Origin of the sequence: Pseudomonas sp. NPDC077451 (genome assembly GCF_044543345.1) — a bacterium.
Taxonomy (GTDB): domain Bacteria; phylum Pseudomonadota; class Gammaproteobacteria; order Pseudomonadales; family Pseudomonadaceae; genus Stutzerimonas.
Genome location: NZ_JBITVX010000004.1, coordinates 1 through 14,044, shown reverse-complemented (window position 1 = coordinate 14,044; position 14,044 = coordinate 1). Strand labels below are relative to the sequence as shown.

Sequence of the window (14,044 nt, the reverse complement as noted above, 5' to 3'; positions counted from 1 at the left end):
TCGGCCACCCCATGCTGTGGCGGTTACAAGCCGCCTTACAGGAGCGATCGCGTGAAGATCATCATTCTCGGCGCAGGGCAGGTGGGCGGTACGCTTGCCGAAAATCTTGCCAGCGAAGCCAACGACATCACAGTGGTCGACACCGACGCTGATCGCCTGCGTGATCTCGGCGATCGGCTCGACATCCGCACCGTGGTGGGCCGCGGTTCATTCCCGACGGTATTGCGCCAGGCGGGTGCGGATGACGCCGACATGCTGGTCGCCGTAACCAACAGCGACGAGACCAACATGGTTGCCTGCCAGGTTGCCTACACGCTGTTCCACACACCGACCAAGATTGCCCGAGTCCGTGAGTCGGTGTATCTCACCCGCTCCGGCCTGTTCAGCAACGAGGCGATTCCGGTCGACGTGCTGATCAGCCCCGAGCAGGTGGTGACCAACTACATCAAGCGTCTGATTGAGCACCCTGGCTCGCTGCAGGTGATCGACTTCGCAGGCGGCAAGGCGCAGCTGGTCGCGGTGCGGGCCTACTACGGCGGACCGCTGGTAGGCCAGGAGCTGCGCCAGATTCGCAACCACATGCCCAATGTCGACACGCGTGTGGCCGCGATCTTCCGCCGCAACCAGGCGATCCTGCCGCAAGGCGATACGGTCATCGAAGCTGATGACGAGGTGTTCTTCATCGCGGCACGCGGCCACATCCGCGCGGTGATGAGTGAGATGCGCCGGCTGGATGACAACTACAAACGCATCGTCATCGCGGGCGGCGGCCACATTGGGGAGCGCCTCGCCGAAGCCATCGAAAGCCGCTATCAAGTCAAGATCATCGAAATGAACCCGGCGCGCTGCCGCTACCTGTCCGACACGCTGGACAGCACCATCATCCTGCAGGGCAGCGCTTCTGATCGCGACCTGCTGGTGGAGGAGAACATCAACGACGCGGACGTGTTCCTGGCCCTGACCAACGACGACGAAGCGAACATCATGTCTTCGCTGCTGGCCAAGCGCCTCGGCGCGCGCAAGGTGATGTGCATCATCAACAACCCGGCCTATGTCGATCTGGTCCAGGGCGGTGAGATCGATATCGCCATCAGCCCGCAGATGGCCACCATCGGCACCTTGCTGACCCACGTGCGCCGCGGCGATATCGTCAGCGCCCACTCCTTGCGCCGCGGTGCTGCCGAGGCGATCGAGGTGATCGCCCACGGTGACTCTCGTTCCAGCAAGGTGGTTGGCCGGGCCATCGGCAAGATCGCATTGCCGCCCGGCACCACCATCGGCGCCGTGATCCGTGACGAAGAGGTGCTGATCGCCCATGACAATACGGTCATCGAATCAGGCGATCACGTGATCCTGTTTCTTGTCGACAAGAAACATATCCGCGACGTGGAGCGGCTGTTCCAGGCGGGGCTTACCTTCTTCTGACGACTTGTTTCTGATGAGCGGCTCGCTCGGCCAGGGCTCACAGGCCGAGCGGTGGCAGTTCGCCGTTATGCCGTCACAGTCCGCTGACCGGGCAGCAGACGCACGATCGCGTTCAGCAGCATGCCGTAGAGCGGAACGAACAACGCCAGGCTGATGATCAGCTTGATGACGTAATCGACGCTGGCAATCTCCACCCAGTTCGCCGCCATGAACGGGTCGTCGCTGTGCCAGAAGGCAATGGAAAAGAACAGAAAGGTGTCCAGCAGGTTGCCGAAGATGGTCGAAGCGCTCGGGGCGATCCACCACTGGCGCAAGCGCCGCAGCCGGTCGAATACCTGGATGTCGAGGATCTGTCCGAACGCATAGGCGAGAAAGCTAGCAACCGCAATGCGGAACACGAACAGATTGAACTCGCCCAGGGCCGAGAACCCAGCGAACGCACCCTGGTGAAACAGCACCGAAACCACGTAGGAGGCGACCAGCGCCGGAATCATCACCTGGGCGATGACCCGGCGCGCCGGTCCCTTACCGAGCAGGCGCACAGTCAAGTCAGTGGCGAGAAAGATGAAGGGGAAACTGAACGCGCCCCAGGTGGTGTGCCAGCCGAACAGGGTGATCGGCAGCTGCACCAGATAGTTGCTGGCGATGATGATGACGATGTGGAACGCGATCAGACCGGCCAAGGTGGCTCGGCGGACCGATGAAGGGAGCTGCAACATGGCATTTCCTTTTTGAAGTGATGGGGTTAGGGAACCCATTGCCGTGCCGACATGGCCCGAGCGGCGCGCATTCTAGTGTCATTTCAGGCTGGAGGGTAGCGCGCCGGTCGGAACGCCGGACGCGTTGCATCACATGGGAACCCGTGGAGCCGAAGAATCCGATGCTTTTCAATTCGCTGCGATCTAACCCGACAGGCTAGCGAGCACCGCGAAACTCATGGATTTCCGGGTACTGCTCGAACACGTCTCGTATGCTTGCCAGCCCCGTGCGCAAGCGCTGGTCGCTGCATTCAGCGCCGATACACAAGCGCATTGCCCTGGGCCGCGGGCTGCCAGGGGGAAGAAAGGGATCAGGCAGCGTCAGCGCGATCCCACGCGCTCGCAACTCATGCTGCAGGGCGTCGAGATCCCAGTGTTCGGGCACATCTAGCCAGGCACTGAGCGAGGCAGGATGGCTGCCGCGCAGATAATCACCCAGCTCGGCGGTCACCGCAGCCTGTCGGGCAGCGATCAGCTCGCGCTGCAAGCTCACCAGCTCCCTGGCACGGCCGCGCTCGATCCAGCGCGTCGCGATCTCACCCAGCAACGGGGCTGCCATCCAGCTGTTGACCCTGAAGATGCTCTCGGTACGCAACGCCAACCGCCGAGGCATCGCCAGGTAGCCGAGGCGCAAGCCGGTCAGCACCGACTTGGTCAGGCTGGTGCAATAAAACGACAACTCCGGCAGGTAGTGACTGAGCGGTGGGGCCGCTCGGTTATCGCCGAGCAAAGGGCCGTATACGTCGTCCTCGATCACGTAAACACCATAACGGCGCGCGATGTCGGCAATCTCGCGACGACGTGAGTCGGGCATCAAACTGCTGGTGGGGTTATTCAGGTTCGGCGTGCAGACCAGCGCGGTGACCCGCTCGTTGGCGCAGATATCCTCGAAATGCTCCGGATCGAGACCGTCGCAATCCGCCTCGACACCCTGGAGTTTGAAGCCGAGCACCTGAGCGGTACCAATCACACCGTGATCCGTACAGCTTTCACAGAGCACCAGATCGTCAGGTCCCGCCAGCGAGGCAAGGGCGAGGAAGATCGCCTGAGAAGCGCCATTGGTCAGCAGCAGGTCCTGCGGTTCAACGCCCAGCCCCAACCCGGCAAGCCACTGCACGCCGGCCTCGCGGTGATGTTCGAATCCGGCGATTGGCCGGCAGGCATGGATCCACGGCTGCTCGTGCTCGGCGGCCAGTTCTGCGCAGGTCTGCCGCCAGTAGCGGTCATGACGTTCGCTGCGAACGATGCGTGCCGTGGAAAAGTCGAGCAGGGATTGTTCGCCGCGGTCGAGCATGGAGGTGGCGACCCGCTCGCTGATGCGCCGGCTAACGAAGCTGCCGCGTCCGACCTCGCAGCGCACCCAGCCCTGGCGCTCCAGTTCCTTGTAGGCGTTAGTCACCGTTTGCACGCTGATGTCCAGCTGCTCGGCCAGCAAGCGTTGGGTTGGCAGCCGCTGACCGTCGATAAGATCGCCCTGTTCAATGTCGGTTGCGATGGCCGTGACCAGCAGCTTGTATTTCGATCCGCCGCCATGGGCAGCCAGCAAGGCCTGTTTCCAGTTGTGCATGACATTCCACCTCTGTCGAGGCGACAGGATCAGCTGAAGCGCAATGTCATGCAATTGTCCTAGTGCAATCCTTTGGGGAAAACCGCTTTTGCTATGCTCGGACAGCGAAACGCGGCGCACCTCATATATAGAAAAAGAAGTCCAACGTCGCGTCGAGGCAGGGAATGCCCTGTCCTGATGCTCTTGAAGCTGCCCTCCAAACTGCTGGTTCTGTTGCCGGCGAACGATAAAAAGCACAGGAGAATTCACGATGAATCGCGCACGTCCTTTCCATTTCGGCAAGCTTTTGCTGGCCTCAGCCGTACTGACCGGCTTTTCCCTCGGCGGCCTGGCCCAGGCCGATACCCTCGACGACATCAAGGCAAAGAGCAGCGTCCGGATCGGTTATGCCAACGAAACACCGTTCGCCTACACCGCCACTGATGGCAGCGTGACCGGCGAATCCCCGGAAATCGTCGAGAAGATCTTTCAGAAGATGGGTATCGAAACCATCAAACCTGTGCTGACCGAATGGGGCTCGCTGATCCCGGGTCTTCGTGCCAGCCGGTTCGACCTGATCGCCGCTGGTATGTACATCACCCCAGAGCGCTGCAAGCAGGTGCTGTTTACCGATCCGCACTATCAGCTGCAGGACACCCTGCTGGTCAAGGCCGGCAACCCCAAGCAACTGCAGAGCTACGAAGACATCGCCAAGGATGAGTCGATCAAGCTGGCCATCATGTCCGGCACGGTCAACCTCAACTACGCGCGCAAGGCGGGTATCAAGGATTCCCAGATCGTTCAGGTCCCAGACACCACCTCGCAACTGCAGGCTGTGCGCACCGGTCGCGCCGACGCGGCAGTGGGCACGCAGCTGACCATGAGAGGCCTGGCCGAGAAAGCCGGGGATCAGGTCGAGGCCACGGATGACTTCAAGGACGATCCGGCCAACACCGGTTACGGCGCGCTGGCGTTCCGTCCAGAAGACAAGGCGCTGCGTGACGCCGTCAACGCGGAGCTGAAGAAATGGCTTGGCAGCGATGATCATCTAAAAACCGTCGAGCCCTTTGGCTTCGACCGCTCGAACATCACCGACAAGACCGCTGAGGAACTCTGCAGCGCCTGATCCAATGGCGCATGAACAAGGAACCGGCGCGGGCTTTTGAGCCCTGCCGGGCTCCCACGTGAATAGCCTTCAGATAGCTCAACCCCTTCTCTCCGGCTCCGTCGCAACCCTGCGATGCGACCGCTTTCGACTGGCCTGTTGCCCGTCGCGTAACGCTACCCGGCGCCACGATCTTCGCCCCCAAGCAGCCAAGCCTGACGGGCGACCTGCTTCTATCGCCGCGCCGCTAACCGGAAATCCACGATGAACGAACTACTCCCGCTCATGCTGCAAGGAGCCTGGGTGACCGTGCAAATCACCTTTTTTGGCTCCCTTCTGGCCATAGTCGCCGCGCTGATCGGCGCGCTGGGTCGACTGTCGCCGATCAAGCCGTTGCGCTGGCTGGCCATCGTCTACGTTGAAGTGTTCCGCGGCAGTTCGCTGCTGGTGCAGCTGTTCTGGCTCTACTTCGTGCTGCCGATGCCACCGTTCAACATCGCCATGAGCGCATTCAATGTCGCGGTGATCGGCCTCGGGCTGAACATCGGCGCCTACGGCGCGGAGGTGCTGCGCGGTGCCATACGGTCGGTGCACGAAGGGCAGTACGAAGCCTGCCAGGCACTGAACATGACCGCTGGGCAGCGTCTGCGCAGGGTCATCCTGCCGCAAGCGCTGTTGGCGGCGATCCCGCCAGGCACCAACCTGCTGATCGAGTTGCTGAAAAACACCTCGTTGGTGTCGCTGATCACGCTGTCCGATCTCGCATTCCGTGCACGCCAGCTGGACCAGGCAACCCTGATGACCCTTGAAATTTTTGGCCTGGCGCTAGTGATGTATTTCGTTCTCGCCCAAATCATCAATTTCTCCATGCGCACCCTTGAGCGGCGCCTGGCGCGCGGCCGTATGCGGGGAGGCATGTCATGAATTTCTTCGATTGGGAGTTCGCCTGGGAAATCCTGCCCAGATTGCTCGATGCCTCACTGAAAACCATCGGCATTACCATCGCCGGGTTTTCCATCGCCATCGTGCTGGGCTTGTTCCTCGCGGTGGGACGCCGCAGCCGGCATCGCTGGCTGTCCTGGCCGATGACTGGCTTGATCGAGTTCATCCGCAGCACACCGCTGTTGATTCAGGTGTACTTCCTGTTTTTCGTCCTGCCGAATTACGGTTTCAATCTGACCGCTTTGCAGGCGGGCATCATCGGCATCGCGCTGCATTACGCCTGCTACACCGCGGAGGTCTATCGCGCCGGGCTCGATGCAGTACCCCGCGCGCAATGGGAGGCGGTGACGGCGCTGAACATGAAGCCGCTCAACGCCTACCGCAAGGTGATCCTGCCACAGGCGCTGCGACCGATCCTGCCAGCGCTGGGCAATTACATGATCTCGATGCTCAAGGACACGCCCGTGCTCTCGGCCATCACCGTAGTGGAAATTATGCAACGCGCCAAGAACATCGGCTCGGAGCACTTCCGTTATCTGGAACCGATCACCATGGTCGGCCTGTTCTTTCTCATTCTCAGCCTCGGCCTCGCCTGGTTCGTACGCCGACTGGAAAACCGTATGGAGCTAGCCCGATGAACGCATCGACGCCTGCCGGCGAAACCCAGAACTCAACCAGCCCTGCCAACGAGCCGGAGCTTATGGTGCAGTTTCGCGATGTGAGCAAACACTTCGGCGACCTGACCGTGCTCAACCATCTCGACCTAGATGTCCGAACGGGTGAGAAGGTCGCCATCATCGGCCCCAGCGGCTCCGGCAAATCAACCCTGCTGCGTGCATTGATGACCCTAGAGGACATCGACGAAGGCGTAATCATGGTCGATGACGAACCCTTGACTCACATGCCGAATGCCAGTGGCAATCTGGTCCGCGCCAACGCGCGGCATCTGCGCAGGGTCCGCGGCAAGGTGGGCATGGTGTTCCAGAGCTTCAACCTGTTTCCGCACATGAGCACCCGGCAGAACGTGATGGAAGCACCGGTGCAGGTGCTCGGACTGTCGAAGAAGGAAGCTCGCGAGCGTGCCGAGGAATTGCTGGCGATGGTGGGGCTGGAGGACAAACTTGAGCACTATCCCTCGCAACTGTCGGGTGGCCAGCAGCAGCGGGTAGCCATTGCCCGAGCACTGGCGATGCGACCCAAGGTGATGCTGTTCGACGAGGTCACCTCTGCGCTGGATCCGGAGCTCTGCGGCGAAGTGCTCAATGTCATCCGTAGACTGGGCGATGCGCACAGCCTGACCATGCTGATGGTGACCCACCAGATGGGCTTCGCTCGGGAATTCGCTGACCGGGTATGCTTTTTCAATGAAGGCAGGATCCACGAACAGGGCACGCCGGACGAGCTGTTCGGCAACCCCCAGGAGACCCGCACACAAGAGTTTCTCAGTGCGGTAACCCAGGCGAGCTAGGCTAGTGGTCAGAGCACGTCACTGCTACACCGGCTGCTTCAGGAAGGATTTCCCAGGGGAACGCAATGATCGAATCGCTGCAAAAGATGCTTGGCAAGGGCATGGACAATCCAATGCTGCGCTTCGGGCTTGGCAAGGGCTACCTGGATCTTGGGGACTCAGCTGAAGCAGCGGTTCATTTGCAACGCTGCGTCGAACAGGATCCGAAATACTCTGCCGCTTGGAAGCTGCTCGGCAAGGCGTTAAAGGACTGTGGGGATCTCGACGGCGCGAGGCGTGCCTGGGAACAAGGCCTGCTCGCGGCGCAGGCACACGGCGACAAGCAGGCCGAGAAGGAAATGGATGTGTTTCTCCGCAAGCTGAACAAACAGGCCGGCAGCTAGCGCCAGCCGGTCGCACACCCTGCCAAGCTTCTATTAATCTGGCTGGACGAAGCGCAAGCCAACACCCTCAGCATCGACACGCATCACTTCCATCTGCAGCACAGGGGCGGGAATGGGGAGATCCTGCACCTGCCCACTGACCGTCATGCCCGGCTGCAACTCGATCAGCTGCGGATGTTTGACGTAGACGCCGCCATCCGAGAGATCGCGGGTGTGCGCGAACACCTCGCCAAATGACTCGTGGGTAATGCGGATACGGCACTTCATGGGTGCGCGTGGATGCTGCCGCTGATTCGGGTTTCCCATAGAAGTCCCTTTACTGGGTGAGCTGTCGTTAGTACCAGCGTTTTTCGCCGGCTGGCCGCTTTTTGAAGCGTTTCATCGTCCACATGTACTGGCTCGGCCAGGTCCGCACATATCGCTCGATGACGCCGCTCATGGCTGCCACCGCGACCTCGACGTCCTCGTCGTACATGGCTGGAGGTGCTGCCTCGAGAATGACCTTGTAGCCCGAACCATCATCCAAGCGCAACGCGTGAAGGAACACACCTACCGCTTTGCCGCCCGTCAGCATGCCAGGCACGAACTTGCTCGTCAGCGCTTGTGTGCCAAGGAACGGCACGAAAACGCCGGCGCCCTCGCTGGGTTCCGGATCCGCTGGTATGCCCACGGCACCGCCCTTTCGGACTTCCTTGATGACGCTGATGATGCCCTCTCGGGTCGAGGGCGCGACCTTGTTGCCCAGTTGGACACGCTGGCGTTGCAGGAGATCATCGACCGCCTTGAGCTTCGGCGGGCGATAGAAAATGATCGGTTTGCATTGCGCGCAATAGAAGTGATTGAGGACTTCCCAGTTGCCCAGATGGCTGGTGATGCCTACGACTCCCTTACCTGAAGCCAAAGCTTGCTCCAGCACTTCCAGCCCCTCGACTTCCTTGACCAGCCGCAGCGTCTTGTCTGCTGGCCAGATCCAGGCGCAGGCACTCTCCGTAAAAGCCATGCCGATCTGCTGCAGGCTCTGTCCGAGCAAACGCTCGCGTTCGGCAGCGTCGAGTTCTGGAAAACACTTGGAAAGATTGATCCGGGCGACTTCGCGAGAACGGTTCGGCAGCTTCCACATCAGCCAGCCAATGAAGCGACCCGACCCCTGAACTGCGCGCCAGGGGAGTAGGGCGAACAGGCGCAGAAAGCCAACCACCAGCGCACCTTTGAGCTTGTCCAAGGATCTCTCCCGAAATCAAAGACGCTATTGTAACTGCTTAGCGCGATTGGCTACCCCTTAGGCATCACAGCCGTTTGGGTGCCTGGCCGGTACACGCGCCAGAGCGGGATAACGATCACAGTCAGTGGTGTGGTCCATGACCATGCCGCACGCCTGCATAAAAGCGTAACAGATGGTCGGGCCGACAAAGCCGAACCCGGCCTTCTTCAACCCACGGCTCATGGCCTCGGCTTCGGCGATCACCGCCGGCATCTGGCTGATCGACTCGAAATGGTTGATCTTCGGCTCGCCCCCAACGAAGGACCACAACCAACCCGACGGGTCTTCCAACTCCAGCCAGAGCTGGGCATTGCGCCGTGCGGCTTCGAGTTTTCGACGGTTGCGGATGATGCCGGCGTCGAGCATGCATTCGTCGATCTCGGCATCGGTCATCTGTGCCAGACGCTTCGGATCAAAGCCGAACAACACCTGGCGATAACGCTCTCGCTTGCGCAGCACCGTAATCCAGGACAGTCCCGCCTGTGCGCCTTCAAGAATAAGAAATTCAAAGAGGACCTGAGGATCACGGGTGGGAACACCCCACTCGCTGTCGTGGTAGTCAATGTATAACGGGTCGTCACTGCACCAGGCGCAACGCGGCATTGTTTTCAGATCCTTGAACGGGGCGAAAAGCAGATCGGAAGTGCGACCGGCGCTACGCCGTAGAGCACGCGTCGCCACGGGTTCGAGCCGTTATCGGGTATACTCCGAGGCTTTCTGTCGAAGCCAGCACAGGTGAACTTTTGACCCAGCCTACGCCTGCCATGCGCACCTTCCAAGACCTGATCCTTGCCCTGCAAAGCTACTGGGCAGAGCAGGGTTGCGTGGTTCTGCAACCCTACGATATGGAAATGGGCGCCGGCACCTTCCACACCGCCACATTCTTGCGTGCTGTCGGTCCTGAAACCTGGAACGCAGCCTATGTTCAGCCTTCGCGTCGCCCTGCCGATGGTCGTTATGGCGAGAACCCCAACCGTCTGCAGCACTACTACCAGTTTCAGGTCGTGCTCAAGCCCAACCCGGACAACATCCAGGACCTGTATCTGGAGTCGCTGCGTCGCATCGGCGTCGACACCTCGGTACACGACGTGCGCTTCGTCGAAGACAACTGGGAATCGCCGACGCTGGGCGCCTGGGGGCTCGGCTGGGAGGTTTGGCTCAACGGTATGGAGGTCACCCAGTTCACCTACTTCCAGCAGGTCGGCGGCATCGAGTGCTATCCCGTTACCGGCGAAATCACCTACGGTCTCGAGCGACTCGCGATGTATCTGCAGGGCGTCGACTCGGTCTACGACCTGATCTGGACGGACGGCCCGTTCGGCACCGTCACCTATGGCGATGTGTTCCATCAGAACGAGGTGGAGCAGTCCACCTATAACTTCGAACATGCCAACGTCGACAAGCTGTTCGAACTGTTCGACTTCTATGAATCGGAAGCCAACCGGTTGATCGAACTGGAGCTGCCGCTGCCCACCTATGAAATGGTGCTGAAGGCCTCGCATACCTTCAACCTGCTGGATGCTCGCCGGGCCATCTCGGTGACTGCGCGGCAGCAGTACATCCTGCGCGTGCGGGCACTGGCTCGCTCGGTGGCGCAGAGCTATTTGCAGGCACGCGCCAAACTCGGCTTCCCCATGGCCACCCCGGACCTGCGTGACGAAGTACTGGCCAAGCTGGAGGCTGCAGAATGAGTGCACTGGATTTCCTGGTCGAGCTCGGCACCGAAGAGCTGCCGCCCAAGGCCTTAGGCAAGTTGTCCGACGCGTTTCGCACGGGCATCGAGAAAGGCTTGAAGGACGCTGGTCTCAAGCATGGGCGGGTACAGGCGTTTGCCGCACCCCGACGTCTCGCCGTGCTGATCGAGCAGCTCGACACCGAGCAGCCTGATCGCAGCATCAACCTCGACGGGCCGCCGCTGCAGGCGGCGTTCGACGCCGAAGGCGAACCGACCCAGGCCGCCCTGGGCTTTGCGCGCAAGTGCGGCGTGGACCTTGCCGAAGTCGACCGCAGCGGCCCCAAACTCCGGTACAGCCGCTCGATACCTGGCCAGGCGACTGCTGAGCTGCTGCCCGCTATCGTCGAAACATCGCTGAACGAGCTGCCAATTCCCAAGCGCATGCGCTGGGCCGCTCGCAAGGAAGAATTCGTCCGGCCAACCCAGTGGCTGGTCATGCTATTCGGTGATCAGGTCGTTGACTGCACCATCCTGACTCAACGCGCCGGTCGCGAATCGCGCGGCCACCGGTTTCATAGCCCGAGCCCAGTACGCATTTCAAAGCCGACAAGCTATCTGGAAGACCTGCGCGGCGCTCATGTCATTGCCGATTTTGCCGAACGCCGCGAGCTGATCGCCAAGCGTGTCGAGCAGCTGGCCAGCGAGCAGAACGGCAGTGCTATCGTGCCGCCAGCGCTGTTGGACGAAGTGACCGGGCTGGTCGAATGGCCTGTACCGCTGGTGTGTTCGTTCGAGGAACGCTTCCTGGAAGTACCACAGGAAGCGTTGATCACGACCATGCAGGACAACCAGAAGTACTTCTGCCTGCTGGACGCCAACGGCAAGCTGCTGCCGCGCTTCATCACAGTTGCCAACATTGAATCCAAGGATCCGGCTCAGATCGTTGCGGGTAACGAGAAAGTGGTGCGTCCTCGCCTCACCGACGCCGAGTTTTTCTTCAAGCAGGACAAGAAACAGAAGCTCGACAGCTTCAATGAACGCTTGAAAAACGTGGTATTCCAGGCCCAGCTTGGAACTGTGTACGACAAGGCGGTGCGAGTCTCCAGGCTGGCCGCATTCATCGCCGAACGCACCGAAGGCAATGCCCACTGGGCGGCGCGCGCGGGCCTGCTGAGCAAATGCGACCTGGCCACTGAGATGGTCGGCGAATTCCCGGAAATGCAGGGAATTGCGGGTTATTACTACGCCGTCAACGATGGTGAACCCACCGACGTTGCCCTGGCTTTGAATGAGCAGTACATGCCCCGCGGGGCGGGTGCAGAGCTGCCGACTACCCACACAGGTGCCATCCTCGCGGTAGCCGACAAGCTGGATACGCTGGTGGGCATCTTTGGCATTGGCATGCTTCCCACCGGCAGCAAGGACCCTTACGCGCTTCGCCGCGCGGCCCTGGGCATCCTGCGCATCCTGATTGAAAAGCGTCTGGATCTGGATCTGGTTGCTGCCGTGCGCTTCTCTATTAACCAGTTTGGAAGTCAGGTCAAGACTGAAGGCTTGGCCGATCAGGTCCTCGATTTCATCTTTGATCGCTTGCGTGCGCGGTACGAAGACGAGGGTGTCGAGGTAGCGTCCTATCTATCGGTTCGTGCCGTACAGCCGGGCTCAGCGTTGGACTTCGATCAGCGCGTGCAAGCCGTACAGGCGTTCCGCAATCTGCCGGAAGCCGAAGCCTTGGCGGCTGCGAACAAGCGCGTCTCGAATCTGCTGAGCAAGTTCGAAGCAAAGCTACCGGAAACCGTCGAGCCCCGTTACTTCGACAATGCCACCGAGTTCTCTTTGTATTCTGCGCTGCAGCAGGCCGAACAAGCCGTGCAGCCCCTGGCTGCGGATCGTCAGTATCGCGAGGCGCTCGAGCGTCTGGCGCACCTGCGCGGTCCGGTGGATGCCTTTTTCGAGGCGGTATTGGTCAACGCCGAAGACGCTTCGGTTCGCGCCAACCGCTATGCCTTACTTGCCCGGTTGAGAGGATTGTTCCTTGGCGTTGCCGATATTTCCGCACTTGGCTAAGCCGGTGAAGCTGATCGTGCTGGATCGCGACGGCGTGATCAACGAGGACTCCGACGCCTATGTAAAGAGCGTGGAAGAATGGATTCCGATCCCGGGCTCGATCAGGGCGATCGCACGGCTATGCGAGGCTGGCTGGACGGTGGCAGTTGCCACCAACCAGTCCGGCCTTGCCCGCGGCCTGTTCGACGCCACCACACTCGGTGACATGCATTTCAAAATGCAGCAGCTGGTGATGGAGGAGGGCGGCCGCGTCGATCTGATCGTGCATTGCCCGCATGGCCCCAATGATGGCTGTGATTGCCGCAAGCCGCTGCCCGGGTTGTTCGAGCAGATCGCCGAGCACTTTCATCTTGAAAGCCTCACAGGTGTCCCTGTGGTGGGCGACAGCCATCGCGATCTGCACGCAGGGATGCGCCTCGGCGGCATTCCTTACCTGGTTCGCACCGGAAAGGGCTCGAAGACTGCAAAAGGCCCGCTACCAACCGGCACCCAGGTGTTCGATGATTTGGCAGCTGTGGTCGATCATCTGTTGGGAGCCAAACGATGAACGTTTTGCTGCCGATACGCATCCTGTTGTTCTACTTGCTGCTGTCGTTCACGGCCTTCGCCTGGTGTTTGGTCAGTCTGGTTTTCGCACCCTTCATGTCGTTCCGCACGCGCTACCGGTTCGTGGTCCAGACTTGGTGTCGCAGCGCCGTATGGTTAGCCCAGACCATCGTAGGCCTGCGCTATGAGGTGAGCGGCGCGGAGAACATTCCGGAAAAGCCCTGCGTGATTCTTTCCAAACACCAGAGCACCTGGGAAACGTTTTTTCTTTCGGCCTACTTCGAGCCGTTGAGCCAGGTGCTCAAACGTGAATTGCTCAACGTCCCGTTTTTTGGATGGGCGATTCGGCTGCTCAAGCCGATTGCGATTGACCGTGAGAACCCCAAAGAGGCATTGCGCCAAGTTGCGAAACAGGGACTGGAGCGGCTAGAGCAAGGCGCCTGGGTGCTGATTTTTCCAGAGGGGACGCGCGTTCCTGTCGGGCAGGTTGGCAAGTTCTCGCGCAGCGGTGCTGCCTTGGCAGTCAACGCCAAACTCCCGATCTTGCCGGTAGCACACAATGCCGGTACGTTCTGGCCGAAGTCAGGGTGGGGTAAACGGCCTGGGACCATCCAGGTTGTCATCGGCCCAGCCATGCATGCTGAGAGCGAAGGTCCTCGTGCAGCAGCCGAGCTCAATCAGCGCGCCGAAGACTGGATCAATGGGACCGTGGCGGACCTCGAAAGCAAAGTTTGATTCAAGAAAAGCAGCAAACAAAAAAGGGGAGCAGACCTTGGCCTGCTCCCCTTTCTTTTTACCTCGACGCTCAGTCTTCGACAGAGCTGCGGATCAGGTGATCGAAGGCACTCAGCGAGGCCTTGGCGCCCTC

General features: G+C 60.5%; 15 protein-coding genes. 10 read left to right on the top strand and 5 right to left on the bottom strand.

The window, feature by feature from the left end:
• Positions 1-51 precede the first annotated feature (51 nt).
• Positions 52-1,425 carry a Trk system potassium transporter TrkA gene (gene trkA / locus ACIGHL_RS08375; protein WP_128122040.1) on the top strand — a complete coding sequence of 458 codons (1,374 nt, stop codon included), beginning with the start codon at positions 52-54 and terminating at the stop codon, positions 1,423-1,425.
• Between the two features lie 65 nt (positions 1,426-1,490).
• Here the strand turns inward: trkA and ACIGHL_RS08370 are convergent, their stop codons facing one another.
• The gene (locus ACIGHL_RS08370; RefSeq protein ID WP_045422931.1) at positions 1,491-2,144 is read right to left on the bottom strand and encodes a 7-cyano-7-deazaguanine/7-aminomethyl-7-deazaguanine transporter; all 654 of its coding nucleotides are present in this window, start codon (positions 2,142-2,144) and stop codon (positions 1,491-1,493) included.
• Between the two features lie 196 nt (positions 2,145-2,340).
• The gene (gene ehuR / locus ACIGHL_RS08365) at positions 2,341-3,750 is read right to left on the bottom strand and encodes a MocR-like ectoine utilization transcription factor EhuR (RefSeq protein WP_128122039.1); all 1,410 of its coding nucleotides are present in this window, start codon (positions 3,748-3,750) and stop codon (positions 2,341-2,343) included.
• Positions 3,751-4,000: 250 nt separating this feature from the next.
• Here ehuR and ehuB point away from each other — a divergent pair, with 250 nt between their 5' ends.
• The 5 genes from ehuB (at position 4,001) to ACIGHL_RS08340 (ending at position 7,627) form a co-directional block, all read left to right on the top strand.
• Positions 4,001-4,855 carry an ectoine/hydroxyectoine ABC transporter substrate-binding protein EhuB gene (gene ehuB / locus ACIGHL_RS08360; RefSeq protein ID WP_045422935.1) on the top strand — a complete coding sequence of 285 codons (855 nt, stop codon included), beginning with the start codon at positions 4,001-4,003 and terminating at the stop codon, positions 4,853-4,855.
• Between the two features lie 243 nt (positions 4,856-5,098).
• Positions 5,099-5,758: an ectoine/hydroxyectoine ABC transporter permease subunit EhuC gene (gene ehuC, locus ACIGHL_RS08355; RefSeq protein ID WP_128122038.1), complete on the top strand. Its 660-nt coding sequence runs from the start codon at positions 5,099-5,101 to the stop codon at positions 5,756-5,758.
• The gene (gene ehuD, locus ACIGHL_RS08350; protein ID WP_127838041.1) at positions 5,755-6,414 is read left to right on the top strand and encodes an ectoine/hydroxyectoine ABC transporter permease subunit EhuD; all 660 of its coding nucleotides are present in this window, start codon (positions 5,755-5,757) and stop codon (positions 6,412-6,414) included. The genes ehuC and ehuD overlap by 4 nt, the downstream gene beginning before the upstream one ends.
• On the top strand, positions 6,411-7,244 hold the full coding sequence (gene ehuA / locus ACIGHL_RS08345; RefSeq protein WP_127838040.1) for an ectoine/hydroxyectoine ABC transporter ATP-binding protein EhuA: 834 nt from the start codon (positions 6,411-6,413) through the stop codon (positions 7,242-7,244). The genes ehuD and ehuA overlap by 4 nt, the downstream gene beginning before the upstream one ends.
• Before the next feature lie 65 nt (positions 7,245-7,309).
• On the top strand, positions 7,310-7,627 hold the full coding sequence (locus ACIGHL_RS08340; protein ID WP_128122037.1) for a tetratricopeptide repeat protein: 318 nt from the start codon (positions 7,310-7,312) through the stop codon (positions 7,625-7,627).
• Between the two features lie 33 nt (positions 7,628-7,660).
• On the opposite strand, the gene ACIGHL_RS08335 is transcribed toward ACIGHL_RS08340, so the two are convergent.
• From ACIGHL_RS08335 to ACIGHL_RS08325, 3 genes are read right to left on the bottom strand one after another with little or no spacing between them, the layout of a single operon-like run.
• Complete coding sequence (locus tag ACIGHL_RS08335) at positions 7,661-7,933, bottom strand: PilZ domain-containing protein (RefSeq protein ID WP_045422946.1); 273 nt, start codon at positions 7,931-7,933, stop codon at positions 7,661-7,663.
• Between the two features lie 28 nt (positions 7,934-7,961).
• Positions 7,962-8,849, bottom strand: coding sequence for a lysophospholipid acyltransferase (locus ACIGHL_RS08330; protein ID WP_128122036.1), 888 nt, complete (start codon positions 8,847-8,849; stop codon positions 7,962-7,964).
• A gap of 57 nt (positions 8,850-8,906) precedes the next feature.
• Positions 8,907-9,491, bottom strand: coding sequence for a DNA-3-methyladenine glycosylase I (locus ACIGHL_RS08325; protein WP_128122035.1), 585 nt, complete (start codon positions 9,489-9,491; stop codon positions 8,907-8,909).
• 140 nt (positions 9,492-9,631) lie between these two features.
• On the opposite strand from ACIGHL_RS08325, the gene glyQ reads away from it, so the two are divergent.
• The 4 genes from glyQ to ACIGHL_RS08305 are packed head-to-tail and all read left to right on the top strand — an operon-like array spanning position 9,632 to position 13,911.
• Positions 9,632-10,579, top strand: a complete 948-nt coding sequence (gene glyQ / locus ACIGHL_RS08320) for a glycine--tRNA ligase subunit alpha (protein ID WP_128122034.1) — start codon at positions 9,632-9,634, stop codon at positions 10,577-10,579.
• Positions 10,576-12,630, top strand: a complete 2,055-nt coding sequence (gene glyS / locus ACIGHL_RS08315) for a glycine--tRNA ligase subunit beta (protein ID WP_216707021.1) — start codon at positions 10,576-10,578, stop codon at positions 12,628-12,630. Before glyQ ends, glyS begins: the two co-directional genes overlap by 4 nt.
• A gap of 4 nt (positions 12,631-12,634) precedes the next feature.
• Entirely contained in the window at positions 12,635-13,177 is a 543-nt protein-coding gene (gmhB, locus tag ACIGHL_RS08310) for a D-glycero-beta-D-manno-heptose 1,7-bisphosphate 7-phosphatase (RefSeq protein WP_128122052.1), read from the top strand.
• On the top strand, positions 13,174-13,911 hold the full coding sequence (locus ACIGHL_RS08305; RefSeq protein ID WP_128122033.1) for a lysophospholipid acyltransferase family protein: 738 nt from the start codon (positions 13,174-13,176) through the stop codon (positions 13,909-13,911). The genes gmhB and ACIGHL_RS08305 overlap by 4 nt, the downstream gene beginning before the upstream one ends.
• Positions 13,912-14,044 lie beyond the last annotated feature (133 nt).

Excerpts from the sequence above, each read along its gene's own strand:
- ACIGHL_RS08340 (WP_128122037.1), top strand. The coding sequence starts at position 7,310 with ATGATCGAATCGCTGCAAAAGATGCTTGGCAAGGGCATGGACAATCCA.
- glyS (WP_216707021.1), top strand. The coding sequence starts at position 10,576 with ATGAGTGCACTGGATTTCCTGGTCGAGCTCGGCACCGAAGAGCTGCCG.
- ehuC (WP_128122038.1), top strand. The coding sequence starts at position 5,099 with ATGAACGAACTACTCCCGCTCATGCTGCAAGGAGCCTGGGTGACCGTG.
- ehuR (WP_128122039.1), bottom strand. The coding sequence starts at position 3,750 with ATGCACAACTGGAAACAGGCCTTGCTGGCTGCCCATGGCGGCGGATCG.
- ACIGHL_RS08370 (WP_045422931.1), bottom strand. The coding sequence starts at position 2,144 with ATGTTGCAGCTCCCTTCATCGGTCCGCCGAGCCACCTTGGCCGGTCTG.
- ehuB (WP_045422935.1), top strand. The coding sequence starts at position 4,001 with ATGAATCGCGCACGTCCTTTCCATTTCGGCAAGCTTTTGCTGGCCTCA.
- ACIGHL_RS08305 (WP_128122033.1), top strand. The coding sequence starts at position 13,174 with ATGAACGTTTTGCTGCCGATACGCATCCTGTTGTTCTACTTGCTGCTG.
- ACIGHL_RS08335 (WP_045422946.1), bottom strand. The coding sequence starts at position 7,933 with ATGGGAAACCCGAATCAGCGGCAGCATCCACGCGCACCCATGAAGTGC.
- ehuD (WP_127838041.1), top strand. The coding sequence starts at position 5,755 with ATGAATTTCTTCGATTGGGAGTTCGCCTGGGAAATCCTGCCCAGATTG.
- ehuA (WP_127838040.1), top strand. The coding sequence starts at position 6,411 with ATGAACGCATCGACGCCTGCCGGCGAAACCCAGAACTCAACCAGCCCT.
- ACIGHL_RS08325 (WP_128122035.1), bottom strand. The coding sequence starts at position 9,491 with ATGCCGCGTTGCGCCTGGTGCAGTGACGACCCGTTATACATTGACTAC.